Below are 17,413 nucleotides of genomic sequence, written 5' to 3'. Positions count from 1 at the left end.
AGCGGCGCATCCTGTCGCTGCGGTTCGGCTGCGGCTACAACCAGGCGCAGATCGCCGAGCAGATCGGCGTCTCCCAGATGCACGTCTCGCGCCTGCTCACCCGCTGTATCGGCACCCTGCGCCAGCAGCTGCTGGCCGACGCCTGATCCGGAACCAAGGTTTACGTAGGAGAGAGAGGGGAATTTCGACGTCATGGAATTCTTGCTTTGGCTTCTCGCCGTCGTGTTGGTCGTCTCCGGGATCGTCGCCCTGGTCCGTCGCCAGGTGCTGTGGGGCATCGTGCTGATCGTTATTGGCCTGCTGGTCGGGCCGGGCGGAGTGAGCATGTTCTCGTAGCTGGCCGGTGAGCCCTTCGGGGCTCTCGACGGGCGGGCGGCGCTTGAGCCACCCGCCCCCATGCTCGGTGGTTCAGGGGGCGCGGCCGCCGGACCTCGGCTCGGTGACGGCGTCGGAGGCGAAGATGTTGAGGCCCAACGCCCGGGACAGGTGGGCGGTCGCCAGTTTGCCGCGCACGCTGTTGCCGGCCGGGTCGAGCCGGGGCGAGAACGTCCCGATCCCGGCCTTGCCGGGCGAGACCGCCACGATGCCGCCCGCGACGCCCGACTTTCCCGGCAACCCGATGTCGAACAGCCACTCGCCGGATCGTTGGTAGAGCCCGTTGGCGGCCAACACCGCGAGCGTGTCGCGGCACACCGTCGCGGACACGACCCGCTTGCCCGAGATCGGATTGACCCCGCCGTCGGCCAGGGTCGACCCCATCACGGCCAGGTCCGTGGCGGTGACCCGCAGCGCGCACTGCCTGGTGTAGACGTCCACCACCTCCAGCGGATCGGCCTCGATGCGTCCGTAACTCTCCAGCAGCCGGGCGATGGCGCGGTTGCGCTGGTTGGTCGCCGCCTCCGACCGGTAGACCGCACTGTCGAGCTCCAGCGGCCGACCCGCGAACGCCGACAGCCCGGCACGTATCGCCTCCCATTGCTCACCCGCCGAGCCTCCGGGCAGCAGTGCCGTGGTGGCGATGGCGCCCGCGTTCACCATCGGGTTCATCGGATGGCCGTCGTTGAGCTCGATTGCGATGACGGAGTCGAAGGCGAGCCCGGTGTTGTTGACGCCGATGCGCTCCGCCACCGCGTCGTGCCCGAGCGCCTGGCAGACCAGGGCATAGACGAACGCCTTGGAGATCGACTGGATGGAGAACTCCACGCCGACGTCCCCGACGCCGTGCAGGCCGCCGTCGACCTCCGCCACGGCGACCCCGAACAGCTCCGGGTCCACCTGTGCCAGGGCCGGGATGTAGTCGGCCACCGCTCCGTCAGCACTGCCACGCGCGTACTCGTAGGCGTCGGCGACGAGCCGGTCCACCTGCTCCCAACCGGGTAGCACACCGGTGCAGGTATGCTGCTCGACCATTTCCAGACCCACGATCACCAGGTGACTCCCCGCATCCGCGCGACAGCGCTCCGACGCCAGATATACCACCGTATGTGCGTATCAGTGCCGGGTTCGGCCCTAGGCTGCTGCCATGGAAACCGAGTTGGTCGAGCGCCTGCGCGGCGTCTACCGCGACCTGCACGCCCATCCCGAGCTGTCCTTCCAGGAGCGCCGCACCGCCGGGGTCGCCGCGACGTGGCTGCAGGAACTCGGGTACGAGGTGATCGAATCGGTCGGGACGACCGGCGTCGCGGGGGTGCTGCACAACGGAGCCGGGCCGACGGTCCTGCTGCGTGCCGACATGGACGCGCTGCCCGTCGAGGAGGCGACCGGGCTGCCCTACGCCAGCGAGGTCGACGGCGTGATGCACGCCTGCGGCCACGACATGCACGTCACCTGCCTGCTCGGCGCCGCCGCGGTCCTGGCGGACTCCCGTGGTGAGTGGTCGGGGACCGTCACCGTGGTGCTCCAGCCGGCCGAGGAACTCGCCCAGGGCGCCGCCGCGATGGTCGCCGACCGGCTGTTCGAACGGATCCCGCGTCCGGACGTGGTGCTCGGGCAGCACGTGGCGCCGATCCCGGCGGGCGTGATCGGGCTGCGTCCGGGCCCGGCGTTCGCCGCCACCGACTCGCTGCGGGTCACGCTGCACGGCGCGGGCGGCCACGGATCCCGTCCGGAGACCACCGTCGACCCGGTCGTCATGGCGGCGGCCACCGTGCTGCGCCTGCAGGGCATCGTGGCCCGCGAGGTGTCCGGCAACGACACCGCGGTCGTCACCGTCGGCGCGCTCAACGCGGGCACCAAGAACAACATCATCCCCGACGACGCCGAACTGCTGCTGTCGGTACGCACCTTCGACCCCGCCGTTCGCACCAGGGTGCTCGCGGCGATCGAACGCATCGTCCGCGCCGAGGCCCAGGCCTCCGGCGCCCCCGAAGAACCGCGGATCGAGGCGACCGAGTCCGCGCCCGCGGTGATCAACGACCCGGCCGCCGTCGAGCGTACGCGCGGTGCTCTGGCCCGGGTGGTCGGCGCCGAACGGGTCATCGACCCCGGCCCGGTCACCGGCAGCGAAGACGTGGGCGTGCTGGCCGCCGCGGCCGGCGCGCCGCTGGTGTTCTGGCTGCTCGGCGGCGCCGATCCGGCGGCCTTCGTCGGCGCGTCCAGCCCCCAGGAACTGGCCCGGGTCGTGGCCGGGCTGCCGTCCAACCACTCGCCGCGCTACGCACCCGTCGAGGAGCCCACCATCGGCGTCGGCGTCGCGGCCCTGTCGGCGGCGGCGAGGCAGTGGCTGGCCTAGTCATGCTGCGCGCGAGCGCACCGCGCGGTGGGTGCGGCGTGCGCCGCACCCACCGGAAGGTCACCGCCGGGGCCGAGAGCCCGGATCGGCGGTGGGCAACGGCTGCGTGGCGTCGTCGACAGCCGGGGCCTCACGCCGCTGCGCCGGGTCGTCCCGGTCGGTCGACATCACCTGCTCGATGAAGGCGGGCGCCGCCGGACCGGCAGTATCGTCGGCCTGGCGGCGCGGTGCCTGCTCGGCGGCGGACGGGCTGCGCGGCAGGATCACGGTACGGGCGTCGTTCTGCCCGGCCGAGTAGGCGCGGGCGTGCTCGGCGACCCGACCGGATTCCTCCCCGGCGCGGTCGAGCCAGGACTCCCACCGCGACTGCATCGGCCGGATCAGGCCGCCGCCCACTCCGACGATCAGGATGCCTGCCACCGTGGCCAGCACGGTGACCAGGATCGGAGTGGTGACGGTCGTGGCGACGCCGACCTGATTCAGCGCGGCGATGACACCGAGTGCCACGATGACCGTCGACGTGATCGTCGCCAGCGTACGGCCGTACGACAGGCCGCTCAGCGCGTTGGCCACGATGTCCTTGACCCAGGAGGCGATGGCGGCGGCGACCACGACGATCAGGATGGCGACGAACGCCTGGGGCAGCCACGCGACCACGCCGTTGATGAGCGTCGAGACGGGGTTCGGACCCCAGATCCCGAACGCCAGCTGGACGCTGAACAGCAGCACCGCGTAGTAGACCAGCTTGCCGACGAGGTCGGAGGCGTCGTAGCGGCCGCGGGCGAGCCACGCGGCGACGCCGCCCCGCTGGGCCAGGCGGTCGAACCCGACGCGTTCCAGTATTCGGTCGGTGAGCATGCGAGCCGCCCGCGCGACCAGCCAGCCGACGACGAGAATGGCGAGGAACGCCAACGCCTTGGGCAGGAACAGCGCGATCGACCGGAGAGTGTCGGTGAGGACACGTCCGAGGTCCATGATGACTCCTTGCTGTCGGACCTGTTCTGTCCCCAACCGCATGCCCTGACCGGCGGCTCCGAAACCGGAATCACCCCTGGGCGCCGAGCGGTGGCGGCGTCCAGGGGTGATCGGTGGCGGAGCCGTACTAGGACCGGCCGCGTCCGGTCGCGCGGCGTAGGCCGTACGCGAACGCCGCGGCCTTGGCCACGGGCCCGTTGGCGTGGCCGCTGAAAGCGCCCACGACGCGGGAGATGCCGGAGCTCGCCGACGCCAGGTGCGAGGTCACGGTGTCCACCTTGGCCAGTTGCACATTGATGCCGTCGATGGTGACCTGGACCTGCCCCAGCGTCGTGTTCACGTTGTCGACCGTGTCGGTGACGCCGTCGAGCAGCGGACCGGTCCTGTCGCTGACCTGCCGCAGCATCACCGTCGCCGCGTCGACCGTGTGGCGCAGCCGTAGGATCGGCACGGCCAGCACCAGGACCAGCATCGCGAACGCCCCTGCGGCGACCAGCGCCGCGATCTCCGTACCCGACATCGTCACGGCTTCGTACGGGCCGAGCCGCGGCCCAGCAGCCAGGCGACGGCGAAGACGCCCGCGCCGATCAGCCAGGGCTTCGGATTGCGGCGGATGCTGTCCACGATGTCGCGGCCGACCGCCTCCCACTCGTCGGAACTCTGCGGGATGCGCTCGCCTACGGCGTGGACGACTTCTCCGGCCTTCTCCTTGGCCGCGACGGCGGCGTCGGTGACCGTCTCCTTGGCCGCGACGGCCGCGTCGGTGACCGTCTCCTTGGCCGCTGCCGCCGCCTGGACCGCGTCGTCCTTCAGCGCGGCGGCCTTGTCAGCCACGGCTTTGCCGGCCTGGACGACTGTCTGCGCAGCGTCGTCGGCCGCTTTCGTGAGGTCGAGGTCCTTACCTGCCATGGTCTGCCTTCCAGTCGATTGCGGGGGTGGCGGGCCAATACCCGGCTGCCGGGTTCCTAACCGTCCCAAGCAGACCCGTTGGTCCGACCGAGGTGGGACTGAACAGCTTGGCCGCGGGTATGCGGCCGACATGAGGAAACAGGCACTGGTCTACAAGCCGATCGGGATGCTCGGGGGTGCGCTGGCCGGTGTGGTCGCGGCGGCCGCCTTCAAGCGGGTGTGGCGACTGGCGGCGGGCTCGTCGCAGGCGCCGCATGCCACCGACCCCACCCGGGGCTGGGCGGAGATCCTGGTCGCGGCGGCTGTGCAGGGTGCGATCTTCGGCGTGGTCAAGGCCACCGTGGATCGCGGCGGCGCGCACGCGGTCAAGTCGCTGACCGGCCGTTGGCCCGACTGACGTCGGACCGGCACGACAGCGGCGCCCGTTCCCCGCGAACGGGCGCCGCTGTCGGCATGGGACGGGTAAACGGTCACCGGGCGGCGGGTGCCTGCCCGGACCGGCGCGGCGGCGACCCCGTGCGGTGCAGGCCGAGCGGGGCGGGGCGCGGTCTGGCGGGCGCCGCGGACGGCTGGGCTGCCGGGACCACCTCCAGGGACGCCAGTGCGCGGCGGTACGCGCGGGCGTACCCGAGCGCCATGTGCGCGGCGCTGAAGTTCTGCACGACGTGCCTGCGGCAGTCGGCCGGGTCGAGCCCGGTCACCTCGAGCAGCGCCTGCGGCAACTGCTCGGGATCGTCGCAGATCAGTCCGCTGACCCCGTGCGAGACGACCTCGGGCACCGCCCCGGCCCGCAGCGCGACGACTGGGGTGCCGCAGATCATTGACTCGATCATGACCATGCCGAACGGCTCCTCCCACTGGATGGGGAACAGCAGGCAGCGGGCATTGGCGAACAGCTCCCGCTTGCGGGTGCCGTCGGCGGGACCGATCATCTGGTCGTACGGTCCGAGCAGCGGCTCGACCTGCTCGCGGAAGTAGCGGCGCTCGGCGGGCTCGGCGCACTTTCCGGCGAGGATGAGCGGCAGCCCGGCGGCCCGCGCCGCCAGGACCGCGGTGTGCGCGCCCTTGTCCGGGCTGAACCTGCCCAGGAACAGCGCGTACGAGCCCTTGCAGGGCTGGTACGGCCACGCGGCCGGGTCCAGGCCGTTGTGCACCACGTCGATCCAGCTCAGCTCGGGCGCGAGCGCCTGTTGGCGGTGGCTGATCGCCACCAGCGGCACGTCGTCGCCCAGCACCCGGTAGAAGCCGCGCAGCTCGCTGTCGGCGGGGCCGTGCATGGTCGCGATCGTGGGCAGGCCCAGCTGCGCGTACGCGGGCGCATTGAGCACCCCGGCGAAGGTGTGGTCGTGTACGACGTCGGCCGCGCCCTCGGCCGCGAGCGCCTCGACGACCCGGCGTGCCTCTGCGGCATAGATGATCTCCGGTCCCGGCTCGCCCAGTCGTTCGGGCACCGTGGCGTCCCACACCGGCCGGAACTCGGCCCGGGTGCCGTTGGCTCCGGCGGCGATCAGGGTGACCTTGTGTCCCGCCGCGGTCAGCGCGTTGCTGAGGTCCGCGACGACGGCCTCGATGCCGCCGTAACCTTTCGGTGGGATGGTGAAGTAGGGCGGCGCGACCATCGCGATCTTCAGGTGCCGGGAGTCCTCGGCAGAATCATCGGGCGTCTGCGGCCGCTCCGTGGACGGATCACTACGGACGGCGGTAGTTGTCATGCCATGGCCATACCCACTCCTGGTGGAGCATCACGCGGAGTCGGTGCCGGGTCAGAGTCCCTGCTTGTCGCCGACGTCCGTGGCCTTGCCGTCGCGGGTCTGCAGGTAGGGTTCCTGATCCGCGGGGTGCCCGGCGGCGATCGCGCGCTGGCGTTCCAGTTCGGCGTCGAGTTCCGCGCCCAGTAGCAGGGCCAGGTTGGACAGCCACAGCCAGATCAGGAACACCACGACGCCGCCGAGGCTGCCGTAGGTGGCGGCGTAGGTGCCGAAGTGCGCCGCGTAGAAGCCGAACCCGGCCGAGGCGGCCAGCCACAGCACGACCGCGACCACGCAGCCGGGGGTGATCCACCGGAAGCCGCCCTGCCGGGCGTTGGGCGAGGCCCAGTACAGCAATCCGAACAGCAGTCCGATCAGCACCACCAGCACCGGCCACTTGAGGACCTGCCAGGCGGTCACAGCCGGACCGGGTATGTTCAGCGCGTCACCGAGGGCTTCGGCCAGTCGGCCGCTGAGCACCACGATGAGCATGCTCAGGACCAGCAGCACCCCGGTGACCAGGGTGACGGCGAGTCGGATCGGCAGTCGCTTCCACAGCGGCCTGCCCTCCGGGACGTCGTAGATGGCGTTGGACGCCTGCATGAAGCCGTCGATGTAGCCGGAGGCCGACCACATCGCCACCGCCAGACCGATGATCGCGGCGACGCCCGCCTTGGCGTCGTTGGCCTGCACGTTGTCGAGCGCGGCGGTGAAGATCTCCCGGACCGGCCCGGGCATGATCGGGGTGACGTCGGTGAGCACGTCGTTGACGAGCCGGTCGTCGATCAGGCCGACGACGGCCACCAGCACCAGGATGCCGGGGAACAGCGACAGCACGCCGTAGTAGGTGAGCGCGGCCGCCCAGACCTGGAGGCTGTCGGTGTCGGCCTCCTGGGCCGTCCGGCGCAGTACCGCCCACCAGGACCGCAGGCTGAACTGGGCGGGGCTGCGCGGGCCCGCGTCGGGTGGGGGAGGCGACGCCGGGGACGGCTGGGGGTGATCGGCCATGGGCGCTACATACCGCACCCCGGACCGGCTTAATCAACCGCGATCGGCGTGGCACACCCGGCGTCCGCGATGTTGTGTTCGTGGCGTGCCGGGCCGCCGCGAGGCGTGCGTCACCGCAGGTGGGCATGGTTGACTTCGCGGTTTGGTGGGTAAGTGGCAGATATGCGAGTTGTGGTGGTTGGGGCGACCGGCAACATCGGCACCGCGGTGCTGCGCCGGTTGGTGGACGGGCACGAGTTCGATGAGATCACCGGGGTGGCGCGGCGCCGGCCGTCGACGTCGGCCGGATGGCCGTACGACCAGGTGCGCTGGCACAAGCTGGACGTGGGCAGTCCCGACGCGGCGGCGTCCCTCACCAACCTGTTCGCCGGGGCGGCTGCCGTGATCCACCTGGCCTGGCAGATCCAGCCGAGCCACGACCGGGCGCAGATCAGGCAGACCAACGTCACGGGCACCGCCAACGTCATCGCGGCGGCCGTGGCGGCCTCGGTGCCGACGCTGCTGGTGGCCTCCTCGGTCGGCGCGTACGCGCCCGCGCCGAAGGAAAAGCGCGTCGACGAGGTGTGGCCCGCCACCGGCGTACCCGGGTCCACGTACAGCCGGGACAAGGCGGATGTGGAGGCGATGCTGGACGTGGTCGAGGCCGAGCAGCCGCAGATGCGCATCGTGCGCATCCGCAACGCGCTGGCGTTCCAGCGGGTCGCCGCGGCGGAGATCGCGCGGCTGTTCATCGGGCCGTTCGCGCCGCTGGGGCTGCTGCGCCTGGGGCGCCTGCCGCTGCTGCCGAGCAGCCCGTCGCTGCGGATCCAGGCGGTGCACGCCGACGACGTCGCCGAGGCGTACGCGCGGGCGATCCTGGCGCAGGCGCGGGGACCGTACAACATCGCCGCCGAGCCGGTGCTGGACGCCGAGAGCGTGGGCGCCCGGTTCCACGGCTGGGCGGTGCCCATACCGCCGCTGCTGCTGCAGGGTGCGGCCGCGCTGACCTGGACCGCGCGGTTGCAGCCCACCGAACCCGGCTGGGTCCGCCTCGCGGCGCGCAGCCCGCTGATGTCGTGCCGCCGCGCCGAGGCGGACCTGGGCTGGCGGGCGCGCACCGACGCGCTGGACGCGCTGGCCGAACTGCTCGACGGCATGGCCGACGGGGCCGGGGACGGGTCCCCGCCGCTGCGCGAGCGGCCCGGTGCGGCGGCCAGGCTGATGGCCGTGGCGCGCGGACGGCTGCCCGGCCACAGCGCTGCCGACTGAGGCCACCCAAAAGTTCTCCGACATTTGTTGGTGAAGTCCGTCTGACCTGGCTACGCTGGCCGCATGAGGAGTGCGACCACGTCTGCGGCGGGGCAGAGCCGAGACCCTCGCGCCATCCGGACCCGGGCGAGGCTCGCGGCGGCGTTCACCGCTGTCGCGGCCCGCGACCCGGACACTCCGGTCGCGGTGAGCGCGGTCGTGGCCGAGGCCGGACTCAACCGGTCGTCGTTCTACGCCCACTTCGACACCACCGGCGCGTTGGCGGTGTACGTGCTCGAACAGGCGCTGGAACAGCTGCCCGAGCAGGATCTGCGGACGCGGCTGCGCGGGACGGCCAGCGGCGAGGAAGCCTCCCGGCTGGTGCTGGGCGACATCATTGACCAGGTCGAGCTGCAGCGGGTGGAGTTGGCCGCCGTGTTCGGCTCCACCGAGGGCGGCACCGCGTTGGCGCGGTTCGGGCAGCGGCTGGCCGACAACATCGCCTACTACTTCGACCGGATGCCGATGGCCGCGCCCCCCCCGCCCGCACAGCTCGCGACGGCGGCCCGCTTCCTCGGCCACGGCCTGGCCGCCGCCATCGCGGCGTGGCTCGTCGACAAGCCACGCCGACCGCGCGCCGAACTGATCGCCGACCTCGTCGAGCTGGTGCCCACCTGGGTGCACGCGCCCGACCCGCCTTCGACCACCTGAGGAGAGACATCATGGCCAGGACCTGGCTGATCACCGGAACCTCCAGCGGCCTCGGCTACGAGCTCGCCAAGGCGGTGCTGGAGCACGGCGACAACGTCGTCGCCACCGCGCGGCGCCCCGACTCGCTCGACGAACTGGTCGCCAAGTACGGCGACCAGGTGCGCGCGGTAGCCCTCGACGTCACCGACGCGGCCGCCGCCCACGACGCGGTGCGGGCGGCCGTCGACGCGTTCGGCGGACTCGACGTCGTCGTCAACAACGCCGGCTACGCCGTCTCGGGGTCGATCGAGGAGACGCCGGACGAGGAGTTCCGCGCCCAGATCGAGACGAACCTGTTCGGCGTCGTCAACGTGACCAGGGCGGCTCTGCCGGTGCTGCGACGGCAGCGCGGCGGCCACATCATGCAACTGTCCTCGATCGGCGGTCGCGTCGGCGGCACGCCCGGACTGGCGGCGTACCAGACCGCGAAGTTCGCGGTGGAGGGCTTCTCCGAGGTGCTGGCCGCCGAGGTCGCGCCGTTCGGCGTGCAGGTGACCATCGTGGAGCCCGGCGGGTTCCGCACCAGGTGGTCGGCCGGGGCGGGGCGGACGACCGCGCCGGTGGGGGAGGACTACCAGGCCACGGTCGGGCGGTTCCTCAAATTTCGGGAGGACTACCAGGGCAACGAGCCGGGCGATCCCGCCCGTGCGGCACTGGCGCTGCTCGAACTCGCGGCCTCCGACGACCCGCCGCGGCGGCTGCTGCTCGGCTCCGACGCGCTACGTTCGGCCCGCACCGCCGAGCAGGCCCGCCTGGCCGAGACCGAGAAGTGGGCCGAGGTCAGTGCCTCCACTGACTACCAGGCCTGAGCACGGGTGGAAGGGGGGGGGGGGGGAGGGCCCGCCCCCCCCCCACACCCCCCACCCGTTACTCCCCGCCTTGCGCGGGGGTGGTGGGGGGGCTGGCGTACTCCCCCCCCCCCCCCTTCCACCCGATCGCGTTACGCCCGCCCGGCCAGGCCGCCCGACTCCAGCAGGCGCATCGCCTCGTCGGCGGCGTCGGCCTCCACCAGGATCTGGTAGCGCTCGGCCTGCATCGCCGACACCGACGCGAAGTCGCGGTGGCGGCCGGACAGCACATGCCCGGCCATCCCCATCAGGGCACCGGCGACCGCGCCGAACAGCAGGCCGTACAACACCAGCAGCAGCAGCGACATCAGCGGGCTCACCCAGTTGAAGAACCCGAACAGCCACGCCAGCAGCGCACCCATCACCGCGCCGGACACCCCGGACTGCAGCGCCGCCCGCGCCAGGGACATACGGCCGGTGACCTGCTCGACCAGGGTCAGCCCGCGCCCGGCGATCGCGGTGCGCTCCACCGGGAATCCCTGGCCGGACAGGTGGTCCACGGCCCGCTCGGCGGCGGCGTAGTTGTCGTACGTGGCGATGACGACCTGCCCGGTGGTGCGGCTGTCGGCGGTCCACTCGGCCTGCGTCATTGGTTCCTCCTCGTCCATTCCTCGTTGACCCGCCTATGCCCGGCACACCGACCCCGGAAACGGCGACCGCCCACCCTCCGACACGGAGGGCGGGCGGTCAGGGGACCGGCTACTTCGAGCGGCGGCCCAGCCACCACACGAAGCCGACGATCGCGGCACCGGCGAGCCAGGGAGCCGGGTTGCGGCGCACGTTGTCGCGCACCTCGCGGGCCATCGACTCCCACTGCTGCCGGTCGCTGGGCACCTGGTCGGCCAGGGCGTGCACTACCTCGCCCGCCCGGTCCTTGGCCAGGGCCGCGGTCGCGGCGACCTGCTCCTTCACTTCGCCCGCCGAGGCGGCGACCGTACGGCCGGAGTCGACCAGGACCTGCTTGATCTCCCCGGCCTGCGCGGCGACCGCGCGTCCCGAGTCGGCCAGCGCCTGCTTGACCTCGCCCGCCTGGTCGGCGACGACCCGGCCGGTGTCGGCCAGAGTCTGCTTCACCTGGCCCGCCGCCGCGGGCACTCCGTTCGTGCTTCTAGCCATGAGCGGACCTCCTCGTCGTGCCGGGCCGCTGCTCCGACCCGACGGGGGTTGCGATACCCAGCGAGGAAGGCTTCAACCGCGTCGGCCGGTATTTCAGCCGGACGAGACCGCCCACTCGATCCACGGCGGACGGACACTCGCGCACACCGGGGTGCCGTCCCGGCCGGTCAGCGGCAGCGTGCCGGTGACCACGCTCTGGTCGTACGGCTGCTCGAACGCCAGCTCGGTCACCGGCGCGAGCTGCAGTTTCGCCCGTCGGAACGGGACCGGCCCGTGCGGTGAACCGTGCGTCCACACGAGGTAGAGGAAGCGCTCGCCGCGCCGACCGTGCACGTACGGGCCGCGGAAGTCGCGGCCGTCGGCCGTGTCGACCACTTTCACGTCGAACTCGAACACGGCCTGCTCGCCGTCGGCGGGCACCGACTGCTCGACCTCGCGGTCGCGCTGCACCCCCACCCGCACGCCGTCCACGTCCGCGCACGCCGTGCCGGGCAGGTGCCGCCCGAGGATCCTCACCAACACGACACCACTGTGCCATCCCGGTCGGACAGCGGCCGCCCGCGCGGGCGGGCGGCCACCGGTGCCGCTCAGAGGCTGGTCACCGCGTACGTGCGCAGGTAGTCGAAGGTGGCCGTGGCGCCGGTCTTGTTCATCGAGACCAGGCCGATGCGCACCGCGGCCGTCCGGGGCAGCGACCAGGTGCCGCCCCAGGTCCAGCTGCTGCCGTTGGTGCTGGCGGCCATCCGCACGTCGTGCTCGTTGCTCGCCGCGTCGTAGTGGTAGAGCAGTCGCAGCCACACCGTCCCCGTCGCCGGTCCGCCGAACATCGGCCGGTTGACCACCGCCTGCGGCGGGGTGGTGGTGGGCCGCGGGCCCTCCTTGGCGAACTCGGTCACGTGCAGCACCGCGCCGCCGCCCTGGGCGAGCGGCAGCACCGAATGGGCCAGTTTGAAGTAGCGGTCGTCGCCCTCGTACAGCACGATCCCCGCCTGCTGGTTGCCTGAGGTCCCGTTGAACTGCACCTTCGTCTCGACCACGAAGTCGCCCGACGGGGCGTCGCGCAGCAGCACCGAGGCGGTGTTGGTCCCCTCGAACAGCTCGCCCGCCTGGGTGGGCCAGGTCAGCGCGCCGCCGGACTCGGTGGCGCCCGAGGCGGGCCCGCGCACCCAGCTCCAGTTCGGGTCGGCGGCCTGCGGCGCGCCGGACCCGTTGAACTCGTCGCTGTATCCGCTGAGCAGCCCGCCCAGCACCGGCTGCGGCACCAGCGCGGTGACCGGCTGGTACAGGGCGACGGCACCGAGGTTGTCGGCGGCACTGGCCCCACCGGTCGACGCCGCGCCGATGCGTCCGGTGGTGGGCGTCCCGGCGGGCAGCGTGATCGTCACCGTGGCGGCGGCGGTGCGCAGCCGGTCCGGCGTCACCCAGGCGACCAGGGTGCTGCCGCGCCGCTCCACCGCCAGGTTGTGCCATGAGTCGTGGTCGAAGGTGGCGGGCAGCCCGCTCGACAGCGCGGTGACCGTCCCGGCCACCCGGGCCTCGACGACCAGCTTCTGCTGGGCGCGGTTGATCCAGGCGATGACGTTGTTGTTCGCGTCGACGTAGCTGACCACCAGGCCGACCGCGCCGGTGGTGTTGGCGGTGCCGAGCCGCAGGTCGGCCTCCACCCGCAGGTCCCCGCCGATCGAGGCGTCGCTGAGCTGGTACGACGTGCCGGTCCCCGCGTACGACAGGTAGCCGTGCGCGTCGGTCTCGGACGCGAGGCTCCAGCCGCCGCTCCAGCCCGACAGCGAACCGGAGTTGAAGCCGCTGCCCACGGTCCAGGTGGTGACCGGGGCGGGCTGCGCGCTGTTGGACGGGCCCGCTCCGGCGCGGACCACGGGCCAGCCGTTGATCCAGTCGAGACGGTCGATCAGCAGGGGCCGTCGGCTGAGGTTGTTCATGGTGCCGCCCCACGGATTGGTGACCGGCGGGAAGTCCGGGTTGCCCGACCGGATCGCGTGGTACACCAGCCAGTCCTGCCCGGACAGGTCGGTGGCGATGGCGTTGTGGCCGGGCCCGACGAGCCCGTTGCCGGTGGCCGCCACGACGATGCCATCCTTGCTGGTCAGGTCCATCAGGTTGACCCCGCTGGGGGTGGTGAACGGGCCGAGCGGGCTGCTCGCCCGGCCGACCTTCACGGCGTACCCGCTGAAGGCTCCGTCGCAGCAGCCCGCGTCGGAGTAGAACAGGTAGTACATGCCGTCGCGGCGGACCACGAAGCCGCCCTCCATCCGGCGGCCGCGCGCGACCTGCGTGACCGCCCCGGTCAGCGCGGTGCCCGCGGTGTTGAGCCGGGACACGCAGATGGTGTCGTAGCTGCCCCAGTACAGGTAGCGGTCGCCGTTGATGTCGGTGTACATCGCCTGGTCGATCGTGCCGCTCGGGCAGCCGCTGCTCCCGGCGGTCACGACCAGGCTGCGGTCGGTCCACGGCCCGGTCGGCGTCGGCGCGGTGGCCAGCGCGATGCCGCCGCCGGACAGCGAGTAGGTCAGGTGGTAGTTGCCGTCGACGTAGCGGATGTCGGGCGCCCACGGCCGGGTGCCGCTGGGCCACCAGCTCGGCCGTCCGGCGAAGGAGAACACGTCCCCGGCGTAGGTCCAGGTCACCATGTCGGGGGAGGTCAGCACCGGCAGGATGTGCTCGACCGAGTCGCCCGCGAGCAGCCGGACCGGGTTGGTGGTGCCGTAGGCGTACCAGGTGCCGTCCTTGGCCCGGATCATGGCCGGGTCGGGCAGGCTGTCGACCACCCCGGCGCTGACCGGGTTGGTGTACGTGGTCGCCGCCAGTGTCGCGGCTTCGGCCCGAGCCGGGGCCGGGACGCTGGCCACGGTCGCGAGCAGGACCAGCGCACCGAGGACCGCGCACGCCGCGCTGGTCCGTCGGGACGGGATGGTGCGCACCGCATGCCTCCTGAAGTCAGCGCGCCGCCGAGCGCGGCGCTGGTGGCGCCGACAGTAGGTTTGCGGCATTCTGCCCGCGAGAGTCTGTCGGAATGAAGTTGCCGCGTGGTCGCTCGAGGTGACCCCACCTGCGCCGGGAACCCGATCGCCGTCCGGCTGCTGCGACCTGGCCGGGTCGGTCCCGGACGTTCTTGCCACGTTGTGAACATTGTTGGAAGGGTCCGATGAAATAAAGGCGGAATTCTGTCGGAGCGTTGTCGGAAAAATTCGGCGGTCATACCTTCGCCTCATGCCACCCGCCGGCGCCGCGCACACGCTCGTACGCCGCTCCCATGAGGAGCGGGTGCTGCGCGTGCTGCAGCAGGCGGGTGCGCTCAGCCGTGGCGAGATCGCCGAGCGGGTCGGCCTGTCCCGTACCACCGTCTCCGACATCACCAGCGAACTGCTCGAACGCGGTGCCATCACGGTGGTCGACACCGACGCGGCGGGCCGCACCGGCAGCGGCCGCCCGGCCGAACTGCTCGCCCTGGACCCCGGATCCGGCCAGTTCATGGGCGTCGACTTCGGACACCGCCGGGTGCACGTCGCCGTCGCCGACGCCGCGCACGAGGTGATCGCGGCGGGCACCGCCCACTATCTGCCGGAGGCGCCGTGGTCCGCACGCTGCGACGCGGCGTTCGGGCTGGTCGACCGGCTCAGCACGGAGACCGGGGTGCACTACGGCGCGCTGCAGGCCATCGCCGTGGGCGTGCCGGGTTGGGGCAACCGGCTCAGCGCCGACGGCGTGGCCGACACCTTCGTGGCCCGCTTCCACGCCCCGGTGACCGTCGACAACCACGTCCGCTACGCCGGGCTGGCCGAGGCGGCGCGTACCGCCGCCGACACCGCGCAGAACCTCATCTACCTGCGGCTGTCCGACGGCGTCGGCGGGGGACTGGTGGTCGACGGGCGGCTGGTGCGCGGCGCGGGCGGCCACGCGGGCGAGTTCGGCCACGTCACCGTGGCGGGCGAGGCCGGGGTGCTGTGCCGCTGCGGCAAGCGCGGCTGCGTCGAGACCGTCGCCTCGGTGCCCGCGATCCTGGCCCGCTGCCGGGAACTGGGCGTGCCGCTGGACGACCTCGACGACCTGCGTGCCGCCGTCGCCATTGCGCAGCCGACCGTCGACCGGGTGCTGCGCGACGCCGGTACGGCCGTCGGCCGGGTGCTCGGCGCGGCCGCGATGACCCTCAACCCCAGCGCGATCGTGCTCGGCGGCGAGATCGTCACCATCGCCCCGACGCTGCTGCAGCAGGTGCGCTCGACGATCACGTACGAGCTGTCCTGGCTGCCCGACGCCGCCCCGGTGGTCCGCGCCTCGGCGCTGGCCGACTCCGGCGGCGCCCTCGGCGCGATCACCGCCCTGTTCCACGAGTCCCCGATGCTGGCCGACTACCCGGCGCACGCCGCCCCCCACCGATCCCGGAGCCCGCACGTGCACCCGACCTCGAACGACGGCGCCAGATGGCCGTCGTGACCAGCGCCCAGACGCTCGCGCCCGCCGCGCCCCGCCGGGGCGGCCGACCTCGGCGCCCACCCCTGCTGCTGCTCAATGCGGTCTCCGTGGCCGTCGGTGTGGCGGGCTGGTGGGCACTGGCCCGTGCGGGCCTGCAACTGCCCACGCCCGGTGCCGTGCTCGCCCAGGCCTGGGCCATGCTGTGCGACGGCACGCTGGTCGACGACGCCGCGGCCAGCCTCGGCCGGGTGCTGGCCGGGTTCCTGCTCGGGTCGGCTGTCGCCGTCGTGGTCGGGTTCCTGATGGGGTGGTACACGGTGGCCCGGGGCCTGTTCGAGCCGTGGATCCAGTTCTTCCGCACCATCCCGCCGCTGGCGCTGCTGCCGCTGGTGCTGGTGCTGCTGGGCATCGACGAGACCCCGAAGGTGTTCGTCATCTTCCTGGCCGCGTTCCTGTCCTGCGTCATCTCCACCTATCAGGGCGTGGTCGGCGTGGACCGGACCCTGATCGCCGCGGCCCGGGTGCTCGGCGCGCGGGACGGCACGATCTTCGCGCGGGTGGTGGTGCCCGCGTCGTCGCCGTACATCCTGGTGGGCATGCGGGTCGGGCTGGGTTCGGCCTGGGGCACCCTGGTCGCGGCCGAGTTGCTGGCCGCGCAGGAGGGCCTGGGCCACCGGATGCAGACCGCGCAGCTCTACTACGACCTGCCCACCATCTTCGTCGGCATCGTCACGATCGGCGTGCTCGGCCTGGCCATGGACCGCCTGCTCCAGCTCGCCGGGGCGCGCGTCACCCACTGGCAGGAGACGCGATGACCGCCGCCAAGATCTCGGTACGCGACGTCAGCCGCACCTACCGCGTCGGCCGCGAGGACTTCGCCGCCCTGGCCGGGGTGAGCCTGGACATCGCCGACGGCGAGTTCGTCACCGTGGTCGGGCCGTCCGGCTGCGGCAAGAGCACCCTGCTCAACGTCCTGGCCGGGCTCGACCAGCCGACTGGCGGCAGCGCCCTGGTCGACGGCGACCCGGTGACCGGACCGGGCCCCGAGCGCGGCGTCATCTTCCAGCAGTACGCCCTGTTCCCCTGGCTGACCGTGCGCCGCAACGTCGAGTTCGGGCTGCGCACCGCCGGGGTGGGCCGGGCCGAGCGCCGCGAACGGGCCGAGCGCTTCATCCGCCTGGTCGGGCTGGAGCGGTTCGCCGACGCGCTGCCCAAGACGCTGTCCGGCGGGATGAAGCAGCGCTGCGCCATCGCGCGGGCGTACGCGGCGGACCCGTCGATCCTGCTGATGGACGAGCCGTTCGGGGCGCTGGACTCGCTGACCCGGGTCCGGTTGCAGGAGCAGCTGCTGGACACGTGGACCAGCGACCGGCGCACGGTCGTGTTCGTCACCCACGACGTCGACGAGGCGGTGTTCCTGGCCAACCGGGTCGTCGTGATGGCGGCGCGACCCGGCCGGATCGTGGAGACCGTCGCGGTCGACCTGCCCTACCCCCGGACCGAGCAGATCAGGCTCAGTCCCGAGTTCGCCGCCCTGCGCAACCGCGTCTGGCAGGCCGTACACCACCAGTAGCCGCACCGTCGCGGCTCGCTGCACCGCTCACCACTCACCACTCACCACTCACCACTCACCACTCACCACTCACCACTCACCACTCAACCCAGGGACG

General features: G+C 72.4%; 20 protein-coding genes. 10 read left to right on the top strand and 10 right to left on the bottom strand.

Going from position 1 to position 17,413, the window contains the following annotated elements:
- The first annotated feature begins 8 nt into the window (after positions 1 to 8).
- On the top strand, positions 9 to 146 hold the full coding sequence (locus tag KUA19_RS38580; RefSeq protein WP_308167891.1) for a sigma factor-like helix-turn-helix DNA-binding protein: 138 nt from the start codon (positions 9 to 11) through the stop codon (positions 144 to 146).
- A gap of 46 nt (positions 147 to 192) precedes the next feature.
- Complete coding sequence (locus tag KUA19_RS38575; RefSeq protein WP_217404327.1) at positions 193 to 336, top strand: GPGG-motif small membrane protein; 144 nt, start codon at positions 193 to 195, stop codon at positions 334 to 336.
- A 72-nt stretch (positions 337 to 408) separates the two neighbouring features.
- Here KUA19_RS38575 and glsA read toward each other — a convergent pair whose 3' ends face one another.
- On the bottom strand, positions 409 to 1,410 hold the full coding sequence (gene glsA, locus KUA19_RS38570) for a glutaminase A (protein ID WP_217404325.1): 1,002 nt from the start codon (positions 1,408 to 1,410) through the stop codon (positions 409 to 411).
- Between the two features lie 112 nt (positions 1,411 to 1,522).
- On the opposite strand from glsA, the gene KUA19_RS38565 reads away from it, so the two are divergent.
- Entirely contained in the window at positions 1,523 to 2,731 is a 1,209-nt protein-coding gene (locus KUA19_RS38565) for an amidohydrolase (RefSeq protein WP_217404323.1), read from the top strand.
- Between the two features lie 60 nt (positions 2,732 to 2,791).
- On the opposite strand, the gene KUA19_RS38560 is transcribed toward KUA19_RS38565, so the two are convergent.
- From KUA19_RS38560 to KUA19_RS38550, 3 genes are all read right to left on the bottom strand, one after another.
- Positions 2,792 to 3,706, bottom strand: coding sequence for a mechanosensitive ion channel family protein (locus tag KUA19_RS38560; protein ID WP_217404321.1), 915 nt, complete (start codon positions 3,704 to 3,706; stop codon positions 2,792 to 2,794).
- Positions 3,707 to 3,833: 127 nt separating this feature from the next.
- Positions 3,834 to 4,226 carry a DUF948 domain-containing protein gene (locus KUA19_RS38555; RefSeq protein ID WP_217404319.1) on the bottom strand — a complete coding sequence of 131 codons (393 nt, stop codon included), beginning with the start codon at positions 4,224 to 4,226 and terminating at the stop codon, positions 3,834 to 3,836.
- A gap of 2 nt (positions 4,227 to 4,228) precedes the next feature.
- Positions 4,229 to 4,615 carry a hypothetical protein gene (locus KUA19_RS38550; protein ID WP_217404317.1) on the bottom strand — a complete coding sequence of 129 codons (387 nt, stop codon included), beginning with the start codon at positions 4,613 to 4,615 and terminating at the stop codon, positions 4,229 to 4,231.
- 130 nt (positions 4,616 to 4,745) lie between these two features.
- Here KUA19_RS38550 and KUA19_RS38545 point away from each other — a divergent pair, with 130 nt between their 5' ends.
- A complete protein-coding gene (locus KUA19_RS38545; protein ID WP_217404315.1) occupies positions 4,746 to 5,012 on the top strand; it encodes a DUF4235 domain-containing protein in 267 nt (88 codons plus the stop codon).
- 73 nt (positions 5,013 to 5,085) lie between these two features.
- Here KUA19_RS38545 and KUA19_RS38540 read toward each other — a convergent pair whose 3' ends face one another.
- Complete coding sequence (locus tag KUA19_RS38540; protein ID WP_254550784.1) at positions 5,086 to 6,327, bottom strand: glycosyltransferase family 4 protein; 1,242 nt, start codon at positions 6,325 to 6,327, stop codon at positions 5,086 to 5,088.
- A 51-nt stretch (positions 6,328 to 6,378) separates the two neighbouring features.
- A complete protein-coding gene (locus KUA19_RS38535) occupies positions 6,379 to 7,371 on the bottom strand; it encodes a YihY/virulence factor BrkB family protein (protein ID WP_217404313.1) in 993 nt (330 codons plus the stop codon).
- 174 nt (positions 7,372 to 7,545) lie between these two features.
- Between KUA19_RS38535 and KUA19_RS38530 the strand changes: the two genes are divergently transcribed.
- The 3 genes from KUA19_RS38530 (at position 7,546) to KUA19_RS38520 (ending at position 10,157) form a co-directional block, all read left to right on the top strand.
- Positions 7,546 to 8,619: an NAD-dependent epimerase/dehydratase family protein gene (locus KUA19_RS38530; protein WP_308167889.1), complete on the top strand. Its 1,074-nt coding sequence runs from the start codon at positions 7,546 to 7,548 to the stop codon at positions 8,617 to 8,619.
- Positions 8,620 to 8,682: 63 nt separating this feature from the next.
- A complete protein-coding gene (locus tag KUA19_RS38525) occupies positions 8,683 to 9,309 on the top strand; it encodes a hypothetical protein (protein ID WP_217404309.1) in 627 nt (208 codons plus the stop codon).
- Positions 9,310 to 9,320: 11 nt separating this feature from the next.
- Complete coding sequence (locus KUA19_RS38520) at positions 9,321 to 10,157, top strand: oxidoreductase (protein WP_217404308.1); 837 nt, start codon at positions 9,321 to 9,323, stop codon at positions 10,155 to 10,157.
- A gap of 131 nt (positions 10,158 to 10,288) precedes the next feature.
- Here KUA19_RS38520 and KUA19_RS38515 read toward each other — a convergent pair whose 3' ends face one another.
- The 4 genes from KUA19_RS38515 to KUA19_RS38500 form a co-directional block, all read right to left on the bottom strand.
- Positions 10,289 to 10,786 (bottom strand): YflT domain-containing protein, encoded by a 498-nt coding sequence (locus KUA19_RS38515; RefSeq protein ID WP_217404306.1) that lies wholly within the window; start codon positions 10,784 to 10,786, stop codon positions 10,289 to 10,291.
- Positions 10,787 to 10,895: 109 nt separating this feature from the next.
- On the bottom strand, positions 10,896 to 11,312 hold the full coding sequence (locus tag KUA19_RS38510) for a hypothetical protein (RefSeq protein ID WP_217404304.1): 417 nt from the start codon (positions 11,310 to 11,312) through the stop codon (positions 10,896 to 10,898).
- A gap of 93 nt (positions 11,313 to 11,405) precedes the next feature.
- The gene (locus KUA19_RS38505) at positions 11,406 to 11,834 is read right to left on the bottom strand and encodes a DUF5990 family protein (RefSeq protein ID WP_217404302.1); all 429 of its coding nucleotides are present in this window, start codon (positions 11,832 to 11,834) and stop codon (positions 11,406 to 11,408) included.
- A 65-nt stretch (positions 11,835 to 11,899) separates the two neighbouring features.
- Positions 11,900 to 14,251, bottom strand: coding sequence for a family 43 glycosylhydrolase (locus tag KUA19_RS38500; protein ID WP_217404300.1), 2,352 nt, complete (start codon positions 14,249 to 14,251; stop codon positions 11,900 to 11,902).
- 289 nt (positions 14,252 to 14,540) lie between these two features.
- Here KUA19_RS38500 and KUA19_RS38495 point away from each other — a divergent pair, with 289 nt between their 5' ends.
- The 3 genes from KUA19_RS38495 to KUA19_RS38485 are packed head-to-tail and all read left to right on the top strand — an operon-like array spanning position 14,541 to position 17,316.
- Positions 14,541 to 15,764: an ROK family transcriptional regulator gene (locus KUA19_RS38495; protein WP_217404298.1), complete on the top strand. Its 1,224-nt coding sequence runs from the start codon at positions 14,541 to 14,543 to the stop codon at positions 15,762 to 15,764.
- Positions 15,761 to 16,558, top strand: coding sequence for an ABC transporter permease (locus tag KUA19_RS43540; protein WP_217404296.1), 798 nt, complete (start codon positions 15,761 to 15,763; stop codon positions 16,556 to 16,558). Before KUA19_RS38495 ends, KUA19_RS43540 begins: the two co-directional genes overlap by 4 nt.
- Positions 16,555 to 17,316 carry an ABC transporter ATP-binding protein gene (locus KUA19_RS38485; RefSeq protein ID WP_217404294.1) on the top strand — a complete coding sequence of 254 codons (762 nt, stop codon included), beginning with the start codon at positions 16,555 to 16,557 and terminating at the stop codon, positions 17,314 to 17,316. Before KUA19_RS43540 ends, KUA19_RS38485 begins: the two co-directional genes overlap by 4 nt.
- The last annotated feature ends 97 nt before the right edge of the window (positions 17,317 to 17,413 follow it).

It is taken from the genome of Catellatospora tritici, from assembly GCF_019083965.1.
Taxonomy (GTDB): domain Bacteria; phylum Actinomycetota; class Actinomycetes; order Mycobacteriales; family Micromonosporaceae; genus Catellatospora; species Catellatospora tritici.
The sequence above is the reverse complement of the archived record's forward strand: the minus strand, read 5'-3'. Positions and strand labels throughout refer to the sequence as shown.

Coding starts and splice junctions, on each gene's coding strand:
- KUA19_RS38575 (WP_217404327.1), top strand. CDS start 193: ATGGAATTCTTGCTTTGGCTTCTCGCCGTCGTGTTGGTCGTCTCCGGG.
- glsA (WP_217404325.1), bottom strand. CDS start 1,410: ATGGTCGAGCAGCATACCTGCACCGGTGTGCTACCCGGTTGGGAGCAG.
- KUA19_RS38565 (WP_217404323.1), top strand. CDS start 1,523: ATGGAAACCGAGTTGGTCGAGCGCCTGCGCGGCGTCTACCGCGACCTG.
- KUA19_RS38560 (WP_217404321.1), bottom strand. CDS start 3,706: ATGGACCTCGGACGTGTCCTCACCGACACTCTCCGGTCGATCGCGCTG.
- KUA19_RS38555 (WP_217404319.1), bottom strand. CDS start 4,226: ATGTCGGGTACGGAGATCGCGGCGCTGGTCGCCGCAGGGGCGTTCGCG.
- KUA19_RS38550 (WP_217404317.1), bottom strand. CDS start 4,615: ATGGCAGGTAAGGACCTCGACCTCACGAAAGCGGCCGACGACGCTGCG.
- KUA19_RS38545 (WP_217404315.1), top strand. CDS start 4,746: ATGAGGAAACAGGCACTGGTCTACAAGCCGATCGGGATGCTCGGGGGT.
- KUA19_RS38540 (WP_254550784.1), bottom strand. CDS start 6,327: ATGACAACTACCGCCGTCCGTAGTGATCCGTCCACGGAGCGGCCGCAG.
- KUA19_RS38535 (WP_217404313.1), bottom strand. CDS start 7,371: ATGGCCGATCACCCCCAGCCGTCCCCGGCGTCGCCTCCCCCACCCGAC.
- KUA19_RS38525 (WP_217404309.1), top strand. CDS start 8,683: ATGAGGAGTGCGACCACGTCTGCGGCGGGGCAGAGCCGAGACCCTCGC.
- KUA19_RS38520 (WP_217404308.1), top strand. CDS start 9,321: ATGGCCAGGACCTGGCTGATCACCGGAACCTCCAGCGGCCTCGGCTAC.
- KUA19_RS38515 (WP_217404306.1), bottom strand. CDS start 10,786: ATGACGCAGGCCGAGTGGACCGCCGACAGCCGCACCACCGGGCAGGTC.
- KUA19_RS38510 (WP_217404304.1), bottom strand. CDS start 11,312: ATGGCTAGAAGCACGAACGGAGTGCCCGCGGCGGCGGGCCAGGTGAAG.
- KUA19_RS38495 (WP_217404298.1), top strand. CDS start 14,541: ATGCCACCCGCCGGCGCCGCGCACACGCTCGTACGCCGCTCCCATGAG.
- KUA19_RS38485 (WP_217404294.1), top strand. CDS start 16,555: ATGACCGCCGCCAAGATCTCGGTACGCGACGTCAGCCGCACCTACCGC.